Here is a 19947-nt window from a genome sequence, read left to right as displayed (position 1 = left end):
ATGGCCACCGCCGAACGTATCTTGACCGACGAAATGGTTGCCGCCATCAAGGCGTATTTTCCGCGCTATCCGACTCGGCAAGCGGTCACCCTGCCAGCGCTACACATTGTGAACGAGCGTTTGCGGTACGTGCCGTTGGCGGCCGTCGAGGAGATTGCCGAGTTGCTCGAACTGGCGCCCGCCGAAGTACAAGACACGCTCTCGTTCTACGGGCTCTTCAAGCAGGACCGCCCGCACGGCAAGACCCGGGCCTGGATTTGCCGCTCGGTGAGCTGCGCATTGCGCGGCGGTGAAGAGATTCTGGAACATCTTTGCCACAAGGCGGGTGTTCAACCGGGACAAACAACGGCCGATGGCAAGCTGACGCTCGAATTCGCCGAGTGTCTCGGAGCCTGCGAATTCGCCCCCTGCATGTTGGCCAATCAGACATTGCACAAAGACCTGACACCCGAAAAAGCCGACGCATTCCTCGAGCAATGCCGCGGCACGAACGGACAACCGTAGTAGGTGCGCTCCGCGTGCCCAAACCCGATGCCCACTTTCGAACCCGTCCTCCTCGCCAACGTCGGAAAGCCGAACAGCCATACGCTGGCCGCGTATGAAGCTGCCGGCGGCTACGCGGCGCTGCGCAAGGTGCTGACGGAGATGACGCCTCCGGCGACGACCGAGCTGGTCAAGCAGAGCAATCTCCGCGGTCGCGGCGGGGCCGGGTTTCCCACCGGGCTGAAATGGACCTTCCTGCCCAAGGACCATCCCGGCCCGATCTATATGTGCATCAACGCGGATGAGAGCGAGCCGGGCACGTTCAACAACCGCATCCTAATGGAAGACGACCCGCATCAGGTGCTCGAAGGAACCATCATCTCCTGCTACGCCACGCGGGCCACCACTGCGTATATCTACCTTCGCTTCGAGTATCCGCTCAGCTACGAGCGCCTGCAGGCCGCGATCGACGAATGTTATGCCGCCGGCTACTTGGGAAAGAACATTCTCGGCACCCAATTCTCGCTCGATATCTACCTCCATCGCGGCGCGGCCGCTTATATCTGCGGCGAGGAGACGGGCCTGATCGAGAGCCTCGAGGGTAAACGGGCGTGGCCGCGGATCAAGCCGCCGTTTCCGGCCGTCGAAGGGCTATTCCGCAAGCCGACGGTCGTGAACAACATCGAGACGGTCGCTTGCGTCACGCACATCGCCCGCCGCGGGGCGGAGTGGTTCAAGTCGATCGGAGTGCCGGCGGATCCGAAGAACCCGCGCGATCCGGGGAGCTACGGGCCCAAGCTTTATTGCCTGAGCGGTCACGTGAACAAGCCCGGCTGCTACGAGGCCCCGCTGGGGATCACCTGCCGGCAGTTGATCGACGAATACGGCGGCGGCGTTTGGAAAGGGCGGAAGGCGAAGGCCGCGATCCCCGGCGGGATCAGCATGGGCCTGTTGTCGGCCGACGAACTCGACACGCCGCTCGATTTCGCCGGGCCGGGCAAGGTCGGCTGCCTCGGCCTGGGGACCGCCGCGGTCGTCGTGCTCGACGAGACCGTCTCGATCGTCGATTTTCTGCACAACAGTTGCCGCTTCTTCCAGCACGAAAGCTGCGGCCAATGCACTCCATGCCGCGAAGGAACGGCTTGGGCGCTGCGGATGCTCGAACGCATCAAGGCCGGCCGCGGCCGGCTCCGCGACCTCGACCTGCTGCTGGAAATCGCCGATTCGATCGGCATCATCCCCGGCACGACGATCTGCGGGCTGGCGGACGGCGCGGCCTGGCCGATGAAGAACGCGATCCGGAAATTCCGCGGCGAGTTCGAAGATTACATCAAACGCACCAACCCCACGGGATACAACGTCACCGACGCGGTTAATGCCCTGCCGATCCTTGCGGCCCATTGACGAGGTCGACCGCAGATGGACGCTGATTAACGCGGATTGGCGCAGATTGCGGAGGTTTCTTATGCGGAGGCCAGAAATGCAGGAGAGGGATTTCAACTTCGAATCAGTCTGGCCGCGATACGCGCTCGGAATCGTTGGATTTTTGGTTTCCTTTTCCACTCAGAATCAATCGTCGTCATCCGCGATGATCTGCGTTCATCTGCGTCCATCTGCGGTCGCCCCCGGCATACCGATCGAGTAGGAATTACATGGGAATCGTGCTAATCGACGGCAAAGAAGTCGAAGTCGGCGACAACGAGCGCTTGAATGGCATTCAGGCGGCTCGCCGGGCCGGCGTCGAGATACCGTATTACTGTTGGCATCCGGGGCTGACCGTGGTCGCAAGCTGCCGAATGTGCCTCGTCGAAACCGGCAGCCGCCATCCGGAAACTGGCGCGATCACGATGATCCCCAAGCTCGTCCCCGCCTGCCAAACGCCCGCCAAGGCCGGAATCGTGTTCGTCACCAATAGCGAAGCGGTCAAGCAGAGCCGCGCTCGGGTGGAAGAAGACTTGCTGATCGATCACCCGATCGATTGCCCGATCTGCGACAAGGCCGGCGAATGCCTGCTGCAAGACTATCACTTCAAGCATGGCCAGAACCAGCGCCGGGCCGACATCCGCCCCTTCAGCAGCCGCCGCCGCGAGTTGGGCGAGACAGTGACGCTGTTCGTCGATCGCTGCGTGATGTGCAGCCGTTGCGTGCGCTTCACGCGCGAGATCAGCGGCACGAAAGAGCTTTTGGTCATCAACCGCGGCAGCCACGAAGAGATCGACGTCTTCCCAGGCCATCCGCTGGCGAACAAGATGTCGGGCAATGTGGTCGATCTCTGCCCGGTCGGAGCGCTGGGAGACAAGGATTTCCTCTACACGCAGCGGGTCTGGTTCATGCAGAGCCATCCGGGCGTTTGCGCCGGCTGTTCGACCGGCTGCTCGATTCTGGTCGACGAGAATCAAGACACGGTTTATCGCCTCCGCCCTCGCGAGAATCCATTCATCAACAAATGGTGGATGTGCGACGAAGGGCGCTACGGCTACCATCACGTTCACCACCCGGAGCGGCTGGTCGAGGCCCGTCGGCACGAGGCGACCGGTTATGTGAATGTCGATTGGTCGGTGATTCCGGCTGAATTGGACGCTCGCTTGACGAAGGCGGGGCGGTTGGCGGCGGTGATTTCGCCGCACCAGACGGTCGAGGAAGCGTATCTATTGGCGAAGCTGGTGCGCCAATACGATCCGGAAGCCCCACTCGCGCTCGGGCCGGTGCCGATGGCCGGCGAGGATGAACGGTTCGCCAGCGGTTTCACGATCCATGCCGAGAAATGCCCGAATCGCCGCGGCGTCGAGGCCGTGCTCAAAGACTTTTCCGGCGCTGTGATGACGTTCGACGAAATGCTCGACCAACTCGACGCGGAAAAGATTCAGGCCGTGTGGGTCGCCGGCGGGTATCGCGAACCTTGGATCGACGATGCGACGGCCGAGCGGCTCGCCGGCGAGCGATTGTTGATCGTTCAGGACTTGTTCGATTCGCCGCTCTGGCAGCGGGCGACTTATCAACTGCCGGGCGCCTCGTTCGCCGAGCGGTCCGGTTCGTATGTGAATTTCGCCGACCGGCTGCAATCATTCGAATGGGCGATCCGGCCGCCGGCCGGCGTTTGGATCGAGGGGCATTTGTATTGGCGGATGCTTGGAATGCGCGGCTTGTACAATCCGCGCACGGTGCTAAGCGAAATCGCCGCCAACATCGGCTATTTTGCCGCCGCTGGGGACGAAGTCCCGCCGGTCGGAGTCGATTTGAAAGTCAGTTTGTTGGCAAGCGCCACATAACGGGCGTCCAAGCGTTCGACAAATCAAAATCAGAGGTCAAGTTTTTATGTAGCCCAGGCATTTATGCCTGGGCCGCCGGGCCACCGAAAACCTTGCCCCTTCAGGGGCTAAAGCCGCACGAATTGAAAGCCCGTGAACGGGGCTGAAAAAAGATTGTTTGATTCGACAACCCAGGCGTGAACGCCTGGGCTACGTAAAAGGCTCGATGTTCATGCTCACCGCCACTTTCTTCGCCGCCCTGATCAAGATTGCCCTGCTCATCGGCGGGCTGATGACTGCTGCGGCGTATCTCGTGCTCGTCGAGCGCTGGATGGCGGCTTGGATTCAGGATCGCCGCGGGCCGAACCGCGTCGGCATACCGCTCACGAAAATCCGCCTGTTCGGTCTCGGTCAGCCGCTGGCCGACGGTCTGAAATTCATCTTCAAGGAAGACTATACGCCGGGGCAAGTCGATAGGGCCCTGTACGCGCTCGCACCGGTGATCATCATGTCGGCAGCGCTGGCGATCTTCGCGGTGATCCCGTTTGGCAGCGTGTTGCCGCCGCTGGGGATTCAAGGCTTGCCCGATCCAGTGCCGCTGGTGGTCGCGCCGAACATCGACGTCGGCCTGATCTACGTGTTCGGTTTGTCGAGCATCGCTGTATATGGCGTCATTCTTGGGGGCTGGGCGAGCAACAACAAATACAGCTTCCTCGGCGGCTTGCGGTCGAGCGCCCAGTTGATCGCCTACGAAATCCCACTCGGGCTGGGCATTCTCGGCGTGGTGCTCGCGAGCGGCACGCTCAGGCTGGACCGGATTATTTCCGATCAAGCGACGACCGGTGTATGGAATGCGTTCGTGCAGCCATTGGGTCTGATCGTGTTCATGGTCGCCTCGTTTGCCGAGGCCGCCCGTTTGCCGTTCGATCTGCCCGAGGCAGAGCAGGAACTGATCGGCGGCTATCACACCGAGTATTCCGGTATGAAACTGCTGCTGTTTTTGATCGCCGAGTTTTTGCACATGCTTACGGCGGCATTTCTGATCGTGATCCTCTTCCTCGGTGGCTGGCATTTTTGGGGCCTGACCGGCTCGGCCAACGACGTGACATGGCCGATCGCCATCCTGCGGATCATCGTGCTGGGGGTAAAGGTGCTCGGAGTGATCCTGTTTTTCATGGTGGTCCGCTGGAGCTGGCCGCGGTTTCGCTTCGATCAGTTGATGGCGCTGGCCTGGAAGGTGATGCTGCCGTTGGGACTGGTGAACCTGGTGACGATTGCCGTGCTTCTGGAGTACCGCGGGCCGCTGGCTCGAGCGATCGGCACCGACAGCATGTGGGTCCCGGCGGCGATCAGTTGGATCGTGATGGTCCTGGCTTGGGCGCTAGCCGGACTTACGGCGCCGCTTGCGACCGATAACCGCCCGCGAAGCGAAATCAGCCCCTGGGACAGCGAGTTTGAGTTGAGAGACTAAATGAAACCTGACGACACGAGCATCCGTTGGATCGAAGACCCGCAGCTCGGCCTTTCCGGCCGGATGTATCTGCCCTTGTTCGTCGGAGGGCTAGGCACGACGATCAAGCACCTATTCAGCCCCAAGGTGACGCAGAGCTTTCCCGAGGAGCGCCCCAAGATTGGCAACCCGCTAATCTATCGCGGTGTGCATCGGCTCAACAAGGATTCGCAAGGGCGGGTGAAGTGCGTGGCCTGCTTTCTCTGCGCCACGGCCTGCCCGGCCCATTGCATCGACATCGTCGGCGTGGAAAGCCCCTGGCCCGATCGAGAAAAATACCCCGAGAGCTTCTCGATCGACGAGCTGCGCTGCATCTACTGCGGGATGTGCGAAGAGGCCTGTCCGGTCGATGCGATCGAGCTGACCAGTTTCATGGACCTGACCGGCCGCAGCCGCGAGGAAATGATCTTCGACAAGGAAAAACTGTTGAGCGTGTTCGACCAAACCAAAGACCACGAGCCGATGCAATCGGCCAAGCTTGGCGGGACGTTGTAGATGAAATCACATTAGCTTTCCGATCAAGCGTTGGAGTTCAGGCTTTAGCCTGCGGGCAGCAGCCTGAAAGCTGAACTCCAACATATCCAATTCCAAAGCCATGGCACATCGGTTCGCCCTTCGGTCTGAGCCTCAGGGTCGAAGACAAGCGAACCGGCTAACGTCTGACCTCTGACCTCTGGCCTCCGACCTCTGACCTCTGTCTCTCATGGATCACAACCAAGCCATCATCGCCGCGGCGGCTGCGACCGGTGCAATCGGCGTCTGGCTGATGCTGCCGCGCGGCACGGCCCCCGGCCGGATGCTCGGGGTACTACTCGGTCTGGTGAGCTTAGGATTGTTTGGCTCGCTGCTCTGGCGGCTGCCGGGTTGGAGCAGTAACGCTCTGTTTTGGACCCTGGCGGCAGTGACATTGGTCTCGGCTGGCGCGGCTGTGACATTCCGCAGCCCCGTGTATTGCGCCGTCTGGTTCGCTCTCTCGCTCTTGGGCACCGCCGGATTGTTTCTGTTTCAAGGGGCCCAGTTCCTCGCGGTGGCGACGATCGTCGTCTATGCGGGGGCGATCTTGGTGACGTTTCTGTTCGTCTTGATGCTGGCCCAAGCGAGCGGCCGGGCGTTTTACGACCGCATCTCCTGGGAGCCGCTCTTGGCATCCGCCACGGGCGCCGTGCTCGTCGGCGTTCTGACGATGGCATTTGTCGGCTCGGCGCTCGACAAAGTGCCGGTCAAATCGCCCGCCGAATTGCCCCAGAACATCTTGTCCGACGAGCACGTCGCCCATCTCGGAGCGGAATTGTTCAGCCGCTATCTGATCCCGGTCGAAGTGGCGGGCACGCTGCTGCTCGTCGCGCTCGTCGGCGCCGTGGCGATGGTGGGGCACCAGAGAGCGAGCGAAAGTACGAAGTACGAAGTACGAACTATGAAGCAGGACGGGCTCGGTTCGTTTAGCCGCGAGCCCCAGGCGAGCGCGGCCCGCGCCAAGGAGCCAACGCATGGATGAATCCGCGCTGTTGTTCAACTCGCTCTTGGTCGGCGCGCTGCTATTCGGCATCGGGCTGGTGGGCTTTTTGAGCCGGCGGAATATGATCGTCATGTTCCTGGCGGCCGAGATGATGCTGCAGGGCGTCTCGGTGAGCCTGATCGCCTGGGGACGGTTCCACAACGATTGGGGAGGCCAGATCCTAGTGATCTTCAGCCTCACGGTCGCCGCCTGCGAGGCGGCCATCGCGTTGGCGCTAGTGCTGATGCTCTATCATCGCAACGGCAAGCTGGACATCGATGCCTGGCACGATCTGCGAGAGAGCAATCTGCCTCCCTATACCGACGCGGAGCTGCCGGAGTTCCGCGAAACGCCGAAAGCCTGGCCGCATCTGACGCCCGCCGGCGTCGAGCCTCCGACCTTGCCCGATGAAGAGCTGCATCGAGAGCACGTTTGAGTAAATGAACGACATGATGCAAAGCCTCCTGATCCTGATTCCGCTCTTGCCGCTGGCGGCGGCGGTGATTGTCGGCTGCTTCGGCTGGCTGCTAAAGGCTCGCAGCCATCTGCCGGTCGTCGCCGCGCTGGCAATCTCGTTCCTATTGAGCCTCGCGCTCTTAAGGGAAGTCAGTTCCGGTGTCGATGATGCGTCGAAGAGCGCGGCCAAGAGTGAGGTCGGCTTCGAGCGAACGTTCACGCTTTGGCAATGGGCCAACATCGCCGAGGCCTATCCTTCCCGCTCGGTGCATCCCGCGAGTGTCGAAGCCAATTCGATCGAGACCAGGCCGATAGTCGCTCCCGGCATTTCTCCCAGCAAGAGCCGCGATTTCAAAATCGAGGTGACGCTACGGGCCGATCCGCTCACCGCCATCATGCTCGCCATGGTCACGTTCATCTCCACGCTCGTCGCCATCTATTCGATCGGCTACATGCACGGCGATCCGGGCTATTGGCGATTCTTCAGCTTCATCGGCCTGTTCGTCTTTTCGATGACGATGCTCGTCTCCGTGAGCAACTTTGCCTTGCTCTATGTGTTCTGGGAGGCGGTCGGGCTGTGCAGCTATTTGCTGGTCGGTTTTTGGTATCAGAAGCCCGAGGCGGTCGCGGCGGGCAAGAAAGCATTCTTGGTCAACCGCGTCGGCGACTTCGGCTTTGCGCTCGGGCTGTTCTTGATCTGGACGACATACGGCACGCTCGATTTTCACGACACTCTGCTGCCCAGCGCTCAGGGGACGGCGGCGGCGAGCCAAGGAACTGCCGCCGTCGAGACGATCGGCGTCCTCGGGCAAACTCGCCTTACCGCCGGCGCCGGCGATGGCTACGTCGGCGGCAAGGTTGGCGCGGCAATCTGCCTGTTGCTGCTGCTCGGCGCTTGCGGCAAGAGCGCCCAATTCCCGTTACACATCTGGCTCCCCGACGCGATGGAAGGCCCGACACCCGTGAGTGCGCTCATTCACGCGGCAACGATGGTCACCGCGGGGGTTTACATGGTCACTCGCTGCACGCCGCTGTTCGTCGCCGCGCCGCAGGCGCAGCACGTCGTGGCGATCGTCGGCTGCTTCACGGCCCTCCTGGCTGGGCTGATCGCGGTGACGCAAACCGATCTCAAGCGCGTGCTCGCCTATTCGACGATCAGCCAACTCGGCTACATGTTTCTCGGCCTCGGCATCGGCGTGCTGCCGGGAATCGTATTCGGCATGTTTCATCTGTTCACCCACGCGTTCTTCAAGGCCCTGTTGTTCCTCGGAGCAGGCAGCGTGATGCACGCGATGGGGGGCGTGATCGACATGCGGCGGTTCGGCGGCCTGCGGCGGCTGATGCCGATTACCTTCTGGACGTTTGTGGTCGGCTCGCTCGCACTCGCCGGCGTGTGGCCGTTTGCTGGCTTTTGGAGCAAAGATGGAATCCTGGCCACGCTTTACGAACGGTCGCAGCACGGATCGCAAAGCGTGCTCGGGATCGCTGGCCTCACTGCGGCGCAATTCCACTTGGCGTTGTTCTGGATCGCGATGTTCACGGCGCTCCTCACGGCCTTTTACACATTCCGGGCGCTGTTCCTCACTTTCCTTGGACCGGAGAAGATTCCTGACGAGGCAAGGCATCACGCCCATGAATCTCCGCCTGCGATGACGATTCCGCTTGTCGTGCTCGCGGTTTGCGCTACCGTGGTCGGCTTCTTGCTGCTCGGTTGGTTCAGCAGTCTGATCGCGGAGACACCCTCGCTGGCCTGGTACTTCGTGCCGCGGCCGGATTCCACCGAGGCAGCCTTGGAGAATCGCGAGCGGATTCACGACTTCGTGGCGGTGGCCAGCACGCTCTTGGCGCTGGTGGGCATCGGCGGCGCGGCGTTCCTCTACTTGGGCGACCGCCGGCAGGTGACGTGGCTGGCCGGAGCGATTCGCCCGCTCTATTGGCTGTCGTATGGCAAATTCTTCTTCGACCCGATTTACGATTGGCTCGTCGTTCGGCCGCTGGCGACGCTGGCCGCCGCGAGCAACTGGTTTGACCGTTGGGTGGTCGACGGTTTGGTGGATTTCGCCGGCGCGATCCCGCCCGTGATTGGCCGCTCGCTACGATCGCTGCAAAACGGCGTCGTGCAGTTTTACGGGCTGGCAATGATTCTCGGCCTCCTGGTCCTCATCGGCGCCCTAATCGTCTGGCCCGCAAAATGAACGAATCGCTCCTTCTAACCACGATCTTCTTTCCGCTGGTCGGAGTGGCGCTGGTCGCCGTGCTTGCGCCGTGGGGTCAGGCGATCGTGCGGCAAAGCGCACTGATCACGAGCGTGGTTACGCTAGCGCTGGCGGTAGTGCTAGTGGTTCGTTATCCGCATGCCGCGGGTATTGTTGCCGGCCAGGCGCCCGTCTTCGCCAGTAGCGAACTTCCCTGGTTCGGCAACCATTCGCCGATCAACATCGAGTTCAGCGTCGGATTGGACGGGCTGAGCCTCTGGCTGTTCGGGCTGGGGGCACTGCTCACGTTCACCGCCGTGCTGATCAGTTGGGATTCGATCCGCGAGCGGCCGGCAGCGTATTACGCGATGCTCCTGCTGCTTGAGATGGGGATGCTCGGCGTGTTCGCCGCTCGCGACATCATCCTGTTTTACGTTTTCTTCGAGTTCACTTTGATTCCGCTGTTCTTCCTGATCGGGATCTGGGGGAGCGAGGAGCGGCGTCATGCGGCCTTGAAGTTCTTCCTGTTCACGTTTGCCGGGAGTGTGCTTACGTTTCTCGGCCTGCTGACGATCGTGCTCTGGCAATACTCGACCTCGCCTGAGCACGCATTGACGTTTTCGATTCCGAAGCTGACGGCCGCGCTCGCCGCCCATCCTCTGCCAAACGATGCCGAACACGCGTATCTGCAGTTGATTGTGTTTCTCGCTCTCTTCGCCGGGTTCGCGATCAAAGTGCCGTTGTTTCCGCTGCACACCTGGCTGCCGCTGGCCCACACGCAGGCCCCGGCCGCGGGAAGCGTGCTCCTGGCCGGCATCCTGCTCAAGATCGGCTGCTACGGATTCCTGCGGTTCAGCCTGCCGATGCTTCCCGAGGCCGCGGCAATCTGCATCCCCTGGCTCTTATGGCTCTCGGTGATTGGGATCGTTTACGGGGCGCTCTTGGCGCTCGCGCAAACCGACATGAAGCGGCTGGTGGCTTGCTCGAGCGTCAGCCATCTGGGCTTTTGCATGTTGGGCATCTTCGCGCTCAACTCACCCGGCGTGCAAGGGGGCGTGTTGCAGATGCTCAATCATGGCATCTCGACCGGGGCGCTGTTCGCCCTGATCGGCATGCTCTACGATCGCTATCACACGCGGCAGATTTCCGATCTGGGTGGGATCGCCCGTCGAATGCCGCGGCTGACGTTCTTCATGCTGCTGTTCACGTTTTCGAGCATCGGGCTGCCAGGGCTGAACGGCTTCTCTGGCGAGTTCCCGATTCTGTTGGGTATGTTTCAGCGCGGCTGGTCGCAATCTCCGCCCGGATTGGGCTGGCAACTGCTCGTGATCGCGGTGCTGGCCGTATCGGGCGTCGTTCTCGGAGCGTGGTACATGCTCTGGCTCGTGCAGCGTGTGTTTTTTGGATCACTGCGCGAGCCGGAGTCAGGCAGTGAACCCCTCACGCTCCGCGCGAGGGAGAATGCTCACGCGGAGCGTGAGGAGTACACTCATGCGCTTCCAGCCATAGAACACTCGGTGCGCGACATGAACCTCCGCGAGGTTCTGGCGCTTGCGCCGCTAGCCGTATTTGTGTTCTGGATTGGCATAGCGCCGGGCACGTTCCTCGGGCCGGTCGCTCCGGCGGTGCAAAATGTAACGACAACCGTCAGCGATCGCTTTGAACGGCAGTACGCGGCGAGCACCCGGCCCTCGACCTCTTCGTCGGGGCTAGCGGCGCACGTTCCCGTTCGTCCAGGAGCGCCGCAGCCATGACCGATCTGGGAACGCTTTATTTGTTGCTTCCAGAAGCGCTGCTGCTCGCCGCGGCAACGATCATTTATTTGATGGGGGCGTTCTTTCCCAAGCACTTTCGTCCAAATATGGTCGCCGGGGGCGCGATACTCATTGCCGCGGCCGTCGTCTTCTACCAGGACGGCCGCGCTCTGCCGCTCCACGGGATCGCTCCGTGGATCAGCGGGCCGATCACGCACGATGTTTTCGGCCATACGGCCCGCTGGGCCATCCTACTCTTCGGCCTGTTGTTCGTCATGCTTTCGTCGCATTCCAAGACGGTTCGCCCGGCGGCCGAATACGTCGGCTCGCTGCTGCTGATCGTCGCCGGATTGATGCTGGTGGCCGCGGGCTACGACCTGGTTGTCTTGTTTCTCGGCTTGGAATTGATCTCAATCCCAACCTACGTTGTGCTGTACCTTGGCCGGCGCGATGCGTCGGGGCAAGAGGCCACGGCGAAATACTTTTTCCTCAGCATCCTCTCGTCGGCCTTGCTGCTCTACGGCTTCAGCTTTCTCTATGGCCTAGCCGGCTCGACGCGGTTGGATCATCTTTTCGAGCGATTGAGCGAAGCGTCGCAATTGCAGGAGGGCGCGGCCTCGATGTACGGAAAGCTCGCCCCCGTGGCGATGCTGTTGGTGTTCGCCGGCCTTGGTTTCCGCATGACGGCCGTGCCGTTTCACTTCTACGCCCCCGACGTCTATCAGGGAACGAACCATCCAAACGCCGGCTTGCTCTCGACGCTTCCCAAGATCGCGGGGCTCTTGGTGCTGGTGCGGGTGGTCATGGTGTCGATGCCGGGCGGCGAGTTGCAGGGGCTCGGCTGGCGCGTGGCGCTCGTGATGGCCGTGCTGACGATGACGCTTGGCAACGTGCTGGCCCTCTGGCAGGACAACATCCGCCGGCTGCTGGCGTATTCGTCGATCGCGCATGGCGGATACATGCTGATCGGCGTGGCGGTCGGGTTTGCGACGACGGCGGCGGGAACGTCACCGGCCCGCGTCGGAATCAACGGCGTCGGGACCGCGCTCTTTTATCTGGCAGTCTACTGCCTGGCGACGATCGGGGCCTTCGCGTCGTTGAAATACCTTGGGTCGCAGGACCGGCAAGTGGATGGCGTCGACGAATTGGCCGGCCTCGGTCGTACTCGACCGCTGGCCGCGCTGGCGCTGGCGATTTCGATGTTTAGTCTGGCGGGAGTGCCGCCGCTGGCCGGCTTCTGGGGAAAGCTCACGCTCTTCACCGGAGCGCTCGAAGTCGGGGGAACTGGTGGCTCGCTGGGGATGTGGTTCGTCGCCCTGGCGATCATCGGCGTGTTGAACGCGGCGATCGCGATGGCCTATTATCTGCGGATCGTCGCCGTGATGTATTTCCGCTCGCCGGTGACGACCGCCAAAGCGGAAGGCGGGCCGGGCGCGTGGTTGGCGATGGTCGCCTGCGCGCTCTTGGTGCTGGCGGTCGGACTCGATTGGGGCCCCGCGCTCAACGCCGCAGACCAGGCCGGCCGCACGGTTCAGCAGTTTCAACCGAGAGACACCGACAAGGACGTGAGAATCCCCGTCTCGCTGTCCGGCGAGCCATTGCCGCTTGAGAAAACCGCCAGCCCGAGTCTGCCCCGGTAACTCGGGTGGCGGTCAAGACGCGTTGCGTGGAACGAGGATTTCGTTTCCCGTCCTCTAATTCGCTCGGTCTTTCGATTTTATTCCGGCGTTTCGGGCACTACCCTCCGCAATGGCCGACAAGTAGGCTGAAAGTTGACCGATTGATTGATCTTTGTTCAACGACGCGATTTCGCATTTTAGCCTGCTTGCCGCCGCATGGTTCAACTGCGCACGTTAACCGCCGAACTCGCTCGGCTGCTGGCCTCGATCGCCATACCGATCTACGTATTGGACGACGAACGGCGGATCGTCTATGCCAACCCGGCCTGCGCCACTTGGCTCGGCGTGCCCATCGAGGACCTGATCGGCCAGACGTGCGCCTTTCATTCCAGCCCGATCGGGTCGCCGTTGGATGCAAAGATCGCGGGACTCTGCCCGCCGCCGGAAGCGCTCGCCGGCGCGAGAATGCGGGCCGCCGTCTCACGCGGCGGCGGTAATGGTCAGCTAATCCATCGAAAGGCCGAGTTCATCCCGTTGTTCGATGAAAACGAGAACTGCGCCGGTGTCTTCGCGATCGCTGCGCTGAACGACATGCCGCCCGGCTCTGCGGCCTCGATCGATGCGGACGATTTAGCCGCCGAGTCCAACGCCCTGCACGAGCGGCTCGCGCAGTTTCACGACCAGTTGCGCGCTCCATGGCAAATGGATCGTTTGGTCGGCGAAAGTCCTGCAATGGCGCGAGTGCGATCGCAGGTGCGGCTGGCTTGGCGCAGTCGTGCGGCAGCGGTGGTCATCGGGCAGCAGGGGAGCGGTCGTCAGCATGTGGCCAAGGCCATCCATTACGGTCAGTCGGCTGCCGAGATCGGCGATCTGGTGCCACTGTCCTGCGCCACGCTGGGAACTGAATTGCTCCGTTCGACGCTTTCCGCGTTGCTCGGCCGACAGAAATTATCGGCCGATCGTCCTGCCGCCACGCTGTTGCTCACCGACGTGCCCGAGCTGCCGGCCGAGGCGCAGGCCAAGTTGGCCGGGCAAATCGGCGGCGATTCTCAGTTGCGAATCGTCTCGACGGCCGCGGCGCCGCTCGAGCAATATGCGTCGCGCGGCGAATTCCGCCACGACCTGGCCTGCGCCCTTTCGACGATCGAAATCCAGCTTCCGCCGCTGGCCGAGCGCCGCGAGGATTTGCCGCTGCTGGCGCAGATGTTTCTCGAAGAGTTGAACGCTCAAGGCGATCGGCAATTGCACGGCTTTTCACCCGAGGCGCTCGACCAGCTCGCCGCCTATCCTTGGCCCGGCAACATCGACGAGCTGGCGGCGATGGTCCGCGAGGCGCACGAGCGGGCCGAGGGGAATCTAGTTGGTCCGCGCGACCTGCCGCAACGGATTTTCCTGACCGCAGCCGCGAACCGCCGCCCACGACGCGATCCCCAGCCGATCAAAATCGAGGAATTCCTGGGGAGCATCGAGTTGGAGTTGATCCAGCGGGCGCTGCGGCTTTGCAAAGGAAATAAGACCAAAGCGGCGCGCCTGCTCGGGCTCACCCGCCCGCGGCTCTATCGCCGAATGGTGCAATTGGGCCTTGAGGAGGAGGATTGAATTTGCCTGCCGGCCAATTAATTGTGCTGGAGCGCGACGGGCACTGGGCCGCCGCATTGCGTCAAGAGCTGGGCCGCGAATCGCGGCCTCTTCTCCCTCTCTCTCCGGGAGAGGGCCGCGGTGAGGGTGAGGCAGAGTCGATCGCCACTTCCCCTCAACCTAACCCTCTCCCAAAGGGAGAGGGGACGGTCAAATGGCGCCGGCGATCATCTGGCAGTCCGGTACCGGTCCGCATCATCGAGGTTCGTTCCTGGGGGGAATGTCGGGAACGATTGGCTCAGTGTCCGACGGCCGTGATTGCAGCGGAGTTGACCGAGGCGGGTGCGGGAGAGATGCTCGCTGCGTTATCGCGATTCGATCGAGAATTTCCTCAAGCGGCGCTCGTAGCGCTGGCCGATCGACGCCTGGCCGGCTATCGCGACTTGATCCGCGAGGCGGGGGCAGTACACTTCATCATCTCCCCGCGGCGGCTCGGCGAAGTGGCGGACATCGTGGATCGCCGCTTGAAACGTTTCCGAGCCGCGGAGACGGTCGAGACACCGACCGACGAAATTCACGCGAATTTACCTTGGTCGGAAGCTATGGAATAAACTGCCAAGACGCCAAGGACGCCAAGACAAAAGGCATCGGAATCGGCGACGCCGGCGAAGCATGGCTGTAGCTTATGGATTCTTCTTAGCGTTCTTGGCGTTCTTGGCGGTTAAGTCTCTGACTGAACTCATAAGTGAGAATACGACATGGACGAACACCAATTAAGCGAAGCCGCGGTCCGAGCCGCGCTCAATGACTTTCCTGATCCCGAGACGGGCCGCGGCATCGTCGAGATGGATCAAGTGCGCGATGTGCGATTGGCCGGCGATTGCTTGTCGCTCACACTCGCGCTCACGACCCACTCCGCTCCGCTGTGGAAGACGACTCAAGCGGACTTGGTCGAGCTGCTGCGGAGCCGCTTCCCGCAATTGAATACGGTCGAAGTCAACTTGGCGGTTCACGACCGCCCGCCGCAGAAGCTCGGCCAGATCGGGCTCACTGCCAAGAGTGTGATCGCCGTTGGGTCTGGCAAGGGAGGCGTGGGCAAGAGCACGATCGCTTCCTGCTTGGCGCTCGGCCTGAAGCGCGCCGGCGCGACAGTCGGCCTGATGGATGCCGATGTCTACGGCCCCAGCATCCCACATCTTTTGGGCGTCAATCGCAAGCCAGAGGTGAGCGAACAGCGGATCCTGCCGATCGAGGTGGATGGGCTGCGCGTGATGTCGATGGGCTTTCTGATGCCGCCCGGCGAGGCCGTGATCTGGCGCGGGCCGATGTTGCACGGCGCGATCACGCAGTTTCTCCGCGACACGCTCTGGGGCGACCTCGATTACCTCGTGATCGACATGCCGCCGGGCACGGGCGACATTGCGCTCACGCTTTCGCAACTGCTGCCGCTCACCGGCGCGGTGGTCGTTTGCACGCCGCAGGACGTCGCGCTTTTGGATGCCGTGAAGGCGATCGCCATGTTCCGCAAGGTGAATATCCCAGTCCTCGGGATGGTCGAGAACATGAGCTATTTCGTTTGCCCGAACTGCAACAAGCGTTACGACATCTTCGGCAGCGGCGGGGCGAAGCGCCGAGCGGCCGAGCTGGACATGCCCTTCTTAGGCGAGGTTCCGATCAACATTTCGATCCGCGTGTTCGGCGACGAAGGGCAGACGACCCGAAATTTCGACGACCCGGTGTCGGCGCCGTTCCTAGAGGCGATCTGCTTCCGCCTGGTCAAGAACCTGGCCGATCAGCACCGCCGTCACCCGCCAATGCCGACGCTGCCGGTGCTGTGACCCGGACGGCGAAAAACGGCCGGAAATACACGGGAATTCACGGAAATCACGGTGGAGTTCAGGCTTCTAGCTTGCAAGGCGCAGCCTGACGACTGAACTCCAACACGCGAACTTCCGCCTCGCAAACAATCAGAGCCTCGCGGGCTGTTGCCAACCCGCGAGGCTCTTTCTCGTCGTATCATGAAGAGCGCGGCGCGCCAGAGCGCGTCACCGCGCGAAGCATGTCGCGCGATATTCATCGCGCGAGCCAGCGTCGTGAGAGCCAGCGTCGTCTGAGACGCCGCTCCCTGGCGGCCTACTTCTTCTTCTTCTTGGCCGACTTCTTCGCTGACTTCTTCGCGCCCGCCTTCTTCTTGGCGGCCTTCTTCTTCTTGGCCACAGCACGTCCTCCGTACAAAAGGTTCCGGTGCAACTTGGCTCGCCCTCTCTTCCCAACGCGGGAAGATTGAAGCGAAGCGGTCACACCACAAAACAAAAAACAGTTCCCATCCTAGGAAGCCGTTCGATCGATCGCACTTCCGCGATCCACTCGAGCGACGAATTCCTCTGATGCACGGGACACATGAAACGTAGTTGTACGAATTCCTTCAGAATGTGCAACACGACTTTGATAAATCTTTCAAAAGTTTTTCGCGCGAGTCAAGAGAGCGCGGCGAACTAAGGATGCGCGATGACGAATGAAGAAATCATTTCCGCGCTTCGCGCCGCGCATCTTGCATTCTCAATAGAGCGCGATCGTGGTGCCGTCGCGCAATCGTCCCGACGGTTGCGGCGCGCGGCGCGCGACGCCGAACAGCCGGCGCGCTTCCGGCGCGCGCGACCGCAGATATAGCCAGCGAGTGAGCGATCCGCGAGCAAAAGCCGCTGCCGCAGGCGCATCGCACCATCCGGAAAGAATCTCGCGCCACGCCGATTTCCAGAATCGCAGACGAATGTGGATCGGATCGAATCCATACCATGCGCCGCGCAGCGCGACCGTCGGAATCCGCCGCGCTCGGGCCAGGTCGATGAGGCCCGCGTTCAATTCTCCGGCGCGCAAGAGAACTTCATCGAGCCCAGCGCGACACTTGGGAAAGTTGACTGTCCTCATCAAAAGAAAGCGCCGCTTCGAGAGCCTGGCGATGCTCTCCAGCGGCAGCAGCGTGACAATCGTTCTGGCCTCCGAAAGCGCCAGCCGATCGAAGCTCGCGCCGACCCAGTCGAGGATCGATCCGACCGATGCCCCGTAGAGCAGATCGTTACCGATGTCGGTGACAAGCGCGGCCGTTGGCGCCGGTGGCAGGGAGGACAGGGCGTTCCACAGCCCGCATTGCAAAATCCCCGGCAATTCCCGGCCCAAAACACGGCTGGCCATGCCGTAGGAGCGGCCGTGACCAAGCGCCGCGAGCACCTCAAGCTGACCGCCCAAGATTCCCTGGGCCGTCTCGATTACCGTCGAGATGCCGCGGGTCAGGTTGCTCGCTCCCAACAGGACGACGCGCCGCGGCGCCAAGCTCTGCCCGTTCTTCCGCTCACCATCTGCCATATCCGCCGCCGCGACTCGAGTGGGCCTGAAGCGTTTGAAAACTTGTGAACGCCAGGTAGCCAAACATGGCCGCCAGATAGAAGTCGTGCATTCGGGCTACCGCGTAAATCGCCACCGCCGTCGCCGTGACGATCGAGACCCAGAGAGATTTGACCAACGCATCTGGCACGCGCACGGAGTCCAGCAGGGCATACAGGAATTGGCCGCCGTCCAAAGGATAAACCGGCAGCAGGTTGATCAGACCCCAAGCGATGTTCACAAACAGCAGGAAATCGACCAGCAAGTCCAAATTGACGTTCTTAAATCCTTCCCGCTCGATTTGAAACCCAAACGGGCCTCCCGAGCGAAACGTCAATGGATGTCCGGCGGCCCGCAGCGCAATGACCACGGCCGCCGCCAAACAGAATCCAGCCAGCGGTCCGGCGAATGATATCAGCATCTGCTTCCGCGGATCGCGATGAGTCGCCTGATAAATCGCAAGTCCGCCGAATGTGTAAAGCAGGATTGATGGCCACCAGCCGAATTGGCGGATCATCAAGGCGTGTCCCATCTCGTGGACGAGAATCGAGACGAATACCACCGGAACCCAAATCACCAATTGTGGCGGAGCGTGTGGCCCCAAAAGAAGTGAGACCAGCCAGAAAAGTGGATGCACACGCACGGGGATCCGAAATAACGAGAAGTTCAGATCCCACGCGGTTGGAGGCACGTTGCCAATCAGCACGGACAAACTCCAAACTCAAATACGAGGAGACTACAAGGATTCATCGGTAGCATACGTTGAGCGTCGATCCGTGGCCAGTGGCTAGGGACCGCTTGCTACGGGCGTTGCGTCGCAGCTTCCGTTGGCTCAACCGCGCCGCCGCTCGACGCAACCGCCATGCCGGGGATGAAGTGCGGCCGCGGGATCGGCGCCGCGCGCTTGGCCAACTCGCCCAAAATATAGTCGGCGGCGATCCGCGATGCGCCGCCGTGGCCGATGCGGGCCTTCAGCTTCGCCAACTCGGCGACCAGGCCCTCGCGCGTCTCCTCCACCACCAGCCAGCGAATCACGTGGGCCGCGATCTCCAGCGTCTTGTCGCTCGACGTTAGATATTCGGGAAACAGCACGCGGTCGCGCTGCTCCAGGAACGACTCGCGTTCGCGGTCCGATCCGGCCGGCTTGCGGGTCTCCTGCCGGGCCGCGCCGCGCTCGACGAAGATATCGTTCGCCGAGAGTAGATTCACGAGCGTGATGTATTTCACCCGCCGAAACCGGGCCTGTATGAAATTGGCGAACCGATTGATCCAATACAAAATCACCGTCGGTTTCTTCTGATACAAGAGTTCCAGCGACACCGAGCCGCTCACGGCCATGCAGCATTCGGCCAGATGGATCAGTTCCGGGGTCTTGCGCACGAACACCTCGATCGCCAGCCCGGTCTCCTTGATTCGTTCGCGGGCGAATTGGGCTTGATGCGGCTTATATGCGGCGACGGCGAAACGCACGTTCGGCACCCGCGCCTTCACGACCGCCGCCGCCCGCAGAAACCAATCGAGATTCTGCGTGACCTCCTGAGTGCGCGAGCCGGGCAGGATCGTCACCAGCGGCCGATCGTCGCGCCGCATTCGGGCTAGAAAGTCCTGGTCGAGCTGCTGCTGTCGCACTTCGTCGAAATACGGATGTCCGACGAAGATTGCGTTGCAGCCGCGCTCTTTGAACCAGGCTTCCTCAAACGGCAGGCTGCACAGCACGTGGTCCACCAGCCGCCGCATCTTCTTCACGCGCCACTGCGCCCAAGCCCAAATTTGCGGCGGGGCGTAGTAGAAGACCGGGATGCCGTGGGCCTTCGCCCGCCGCGCGATCCACCAATTGAAGCCCGGATAGTCGATCAGCACGACGGCGTCGGGGTGATGGTGGCGGAAATAGCGATCGGCTCGGCTGGCCAGCGCAAGAAACTTGTGGATGTTCAACAGCACGCGAAGCAACCACATCACGGCCAGCGCGGTTAGATCGGCGTGCAACTCGCAGCCGGCCGCCGCCATGAGCGGCCCGCCATAGCCGACGCACTCGATGTCCGGCCGGCGAGCACGAAGCTGACGAATCAAGTTCGCGCCATGCAGATCGCCGCTCGGCTCCCCCGCGGAAAAGAATATCTTCATGCGAGCGGACGTTGTTTCGACAGGATTAACAGGATTTGCAGGAATGATCTTCTTTGGTCGCGTGCTTGTCGTATCGGCTTGATTGGAAATCCTGTCGATCCGGT

16 protein-coding genes are annotated in these 19947 nt (G+C 61.8%); 13 read left to right on the top strand and 3 right to left on the bottom strand.

Going from position 1 to position 19947, the window contains the following annotated elements; all coding sequences use genetic code 11:
* The 13 genes from VGY55_09870 (at position 1) to VGY55_09810 (ending at position 16176) form a co-directional block, all read left to right on the top strand.
* On the top strand, positions 1-504 hold the full coding sequence (locus tag VGY55_09870) for an NAD(P)H-dependent oxidoreductase subunit E (protein ID HEV2970287.1): 504 nt from the start codon (positions 1-3) through the stop codon (positions 502-504).
* A 27-nt stretch (positions 505-531) separates the two neighbouring features.
* Entirely contained in the window at positions 532-1887 is a 1356-nt protein-coding gene (nuoF, locus tag VGY55_09865) for an NADH-quinone oxidoreductase subunit NuoF (protein HEV2970286.1), read from the top strand.
* Positions 1888-2135: 248 nt separating this feature from the next.
* Complete coding sequence (locus VGY55_09860; GenBank protein HEV2970285.1) at positions 2136-3752, top strand: 2Fe-2S iron-sulfur cluster-binding protein; 1617 nt, start codon at positions 2136-2138, stop codon at positions 3750-3752.
* 211 nt (positions 3753-3963) lie between these two features.
* Positions 3964-5202: an NADH-quinone oxidoreductase subunit NuoH gene (gene nuoH, locus VGY55_09855; protein ID HEV2970284.1), complete on the top strand. Its 1239-nt coding sequence runs from the start codon at positions 3964-3966 to the stop codon at positions 5200-5202.
* Positions 5203-5736 carry an NADH-quinone oxidoreductase subunit I gene (locus VGY55_09850; protein ID HEV2970283.1) on the top strand — a complete coding sequence of 178 codons (534 nt, stop codon included), beginning with the start codon at positions 5203-5205 and terminating at the stop codon, positions 5734-5736.
* A 208-nt stretch (positions 5737-5944) separates the two neighbouring features.
* Positions 5945-6736: an NADH-quinone oxidoreductase subunit J gene (locus VGY55_09845; protein HEV2970282.1), complete on the top strand. Its 792-nt coding sequence runs from the start codon at positions 5945-5947 to the stop codon at positions 6734-6736.
* Positions 6729-7172, top strand: a complete 444-nt coding sequence (nuoK, locus tag VGY55_09840; protein HEV2970281.1) for an NADH-quinone oxidoreductase subunit NuoK — start codon at positions 6729-6731, stop codon at positions 7170-7172. Before VGY55_09845 ends, nuoK begins: the two co-directional genes overlap by 8 nt.
* Before the next feature lie 4 nt (positions 7173-7176).
* Positions 7177-9387, top strand: coding sequence for an NADH-quinone oxidoreductase subunit L (gene nuoL / locus VGY55_09835; GenBank protein HEV2970280.1), 2211 nt, complete (start codon positions 7177-7179; stop codon positions 9385-9387).
* The gene (locus VGY55_09830) at positions 9384-11141 is read left to right on the top strand and encodes an NADH-quinone oxidoreductase subunit M (protein ID HEV2970279.1); all 1758 of its coding nucleotides are present in this window, start codon (positions 9384-9386) and stop codon (positions 11139-11141) included. Before nuoL ends, VGY55_09830 begins: the two co-directional genes overlap by 4 nt.
* Complete coding sequence (locus VGY55_09825; GenBank protein HEV2970278.1) at positions 11138-12781, top strand: NADH-quinone oxidoreductase subunit N; 1644 nt, start codon at positions 11138-11140, stop codon at positions 12779-12781. Before VGY55_09830 ends, VGY55_09825 begins: the two co-directional genes overlap by 4 nt.
* 195 nt (positions 12782-12976) lie before the next feature.
* Complete coding sequence (locus tag VGY55_09820; protein ID HEV2970277.1) at positions 12977-14359, top strand: sigma 54-interacting transcriptional regulator; 1383 nt, start codon at positions 12977-12979, stop codon at positions 14357-14359.
* A gap of 2 nt (positions 14360-14361) precedes the next feature.
* On the top strand, positions 14362-14949 hold the full coding sequence (locus tag VGY55_09815; protein HEV2970276.1) for a hypothetical protein: 588 nt from the start codon (positions 14362-14364) through the stop codon (positions 14947-14949).
* Positions 14950-15096: 147 nt separating this feature from the next.
* Entirely contained in the window at positions 15097-16176 is a 1080-nt protein-coding gene (locus VGY55_09810; GenBank protein ID HEV2970275.1) for an Mrp/NBP35 family ATP-binding protein, read from the top strand.
* A 721-nt stretch (positions 16177-16897) separates the two neighbouring features.
* On the opposite strand, the gene VGY55_09805 is transcribed toward VGY55_09810, so the two are convergent.
* The 3 genes from VGY55_09805 to lpxB all read right to left on the bottom strand — a co-directional run bounded on the left by VGY55_09805 (position 16898) and on the right by lpxB (position 19843).
* The gene (locus tag VGY55_09805; GenBank protein HEV2970274.1) at positions 16898-17701 is read right to left on the bottom strand and encodes a hypothetical protein; all 804 of its coding nucleotides are present in this window, start codon (positions 17699-17701) and stop codon (positions 16898-16900) included.
* On the bottom strand, positions 17688-18296 hold the full coding sequence (locus tag VGY55_09800) for a site-2 protease family protein (GenBank protein ID HEV2970273.1): 609 nt from the start codon (positions 18294-18296) through the stop codon (positions 17688-17690). Before VGY55_09800 ends, VGY55_09805 begins: the two co-directional genes overlap by 14 nt.
* 224 nt (positions 18297-18520) lie before the next feature.
* Positions 18521-19843 carry a lipid-A-disaccharide synthase gene (gene lpxB, locus VGY55_09795; protein ID HEV2970272.1) on the bottom strand — a complete coding sequence of 441 codons (1323 nt, stop codon included), beginning with the start codon at positions 19841-19843 and terminating at the stop codon, positions 18521-18523.
* Positions 19844-19947 lie beyond the last annotated feature (104 nt).

It is taken from the genome of Pirellulales bacterium (genome assembly GCA_035939775.1).
Classification (GTDB): domain Bacteria; phylum Planctomycetota; class Planctomycetia; order Pirellulales; family DATAWG01; genus DASZFO01.
The sequence above is the reverse complement of the archived record's forward strand: the minus strand, read 5'-3'. Positions and strand labels throughout refer to the sequence as shown.

Coding starts and splice junctions, on each gene's coding strand:
- VGY55_09830 (HEV2970279.1), top strand. CDS start 9,384: ATGAACGAATCGCTCCTTCTAACCACGATCTTCTTTCCGCTGGTCGGA.
- VGY55_09845 (HEV2970282.1), top strand. CDS start 5,945: ATGGATCACAACCAAGCCATCATCGCCGCGGCGGCTGCGACCGGTGCA.
- nuoH (HEV2970284.1), top strand. CDS start 3,964: ATGCTCACCGCCACTTTCTTCGCCGCCCTGATCAAGATTGCCCTGCTC.
- VGY55_09805 (HEV2970274.1), bottom strand. CDS start 17,701: ATGGCAGATGGTGAGCGGAAGAACGGGCAGAGCTTGGCGCCGCGGCGC.
- VGY55_09850 (HEV2970283.1), top strand. CDS start 5,203: ATGAAACCTGACGACACGAGCATCCGTTGGATCGAAGACCCGCAGCTC.
- VGY55_09825 (HEV2970278.1), top strand. CDS start 11,138: ATGACCGATCTGGGAACGCTTTATTTGTTGCTTCCAGAAGCGCTGCTG.
- VGY55_09810 (HEV2970275.1), top strand. CDS start 15,097: ATGGACGAACACCAATTAAGCGAAGCCGCGGTCCGAGCCGCGCTCAAT.
- VGY55_09860 (HEV2970285.1), top strand. CDS start 2,136: ATGGGAATCGTGCTAATCGACGGCAAAGAAGTCGAAGTCGGCGACAAC.
- nuoF (HEV2970286.1), top strand. CDS start 532: ATGCCCACTTTCGAACCCGTCCTCCTCGCCAACGTCGGAAAGCCGAAC.
- lpxB (HEV2970272.1), bottom strand. CDS start 19,843: ATGAAGATATTCTTTTCCGCGGGGGAGCCGAGCGGCGATCTGCATGGC.
- nuoL (HEV2970280.1), top strand. CDS start 7,177: ATGAACGACATGATGCAAAGCCTCCTGATCCTGATTCCGCTCTTGCCG.
- nuoK (HEV2970281.1), top strand. CDS start 6,729: ATGGATGAATCCGCGCTGTTGTTCAACTCGCTCTTGGTCGGCGCGCTG.
- VGY55_09870 (HEV2970287.1), top strand. CDS start 1: ATGGCCACCGCCGAACGTATCTTGACCGACGAAATGGTTGCCGCCATC.
- VGY55_09820 (HEV2970277.1), top strand. CDS start 12,977: ATGGTTCAACTGCGCACGTTAACCGCCGAACTCGCTCGGCTGCTGGCC.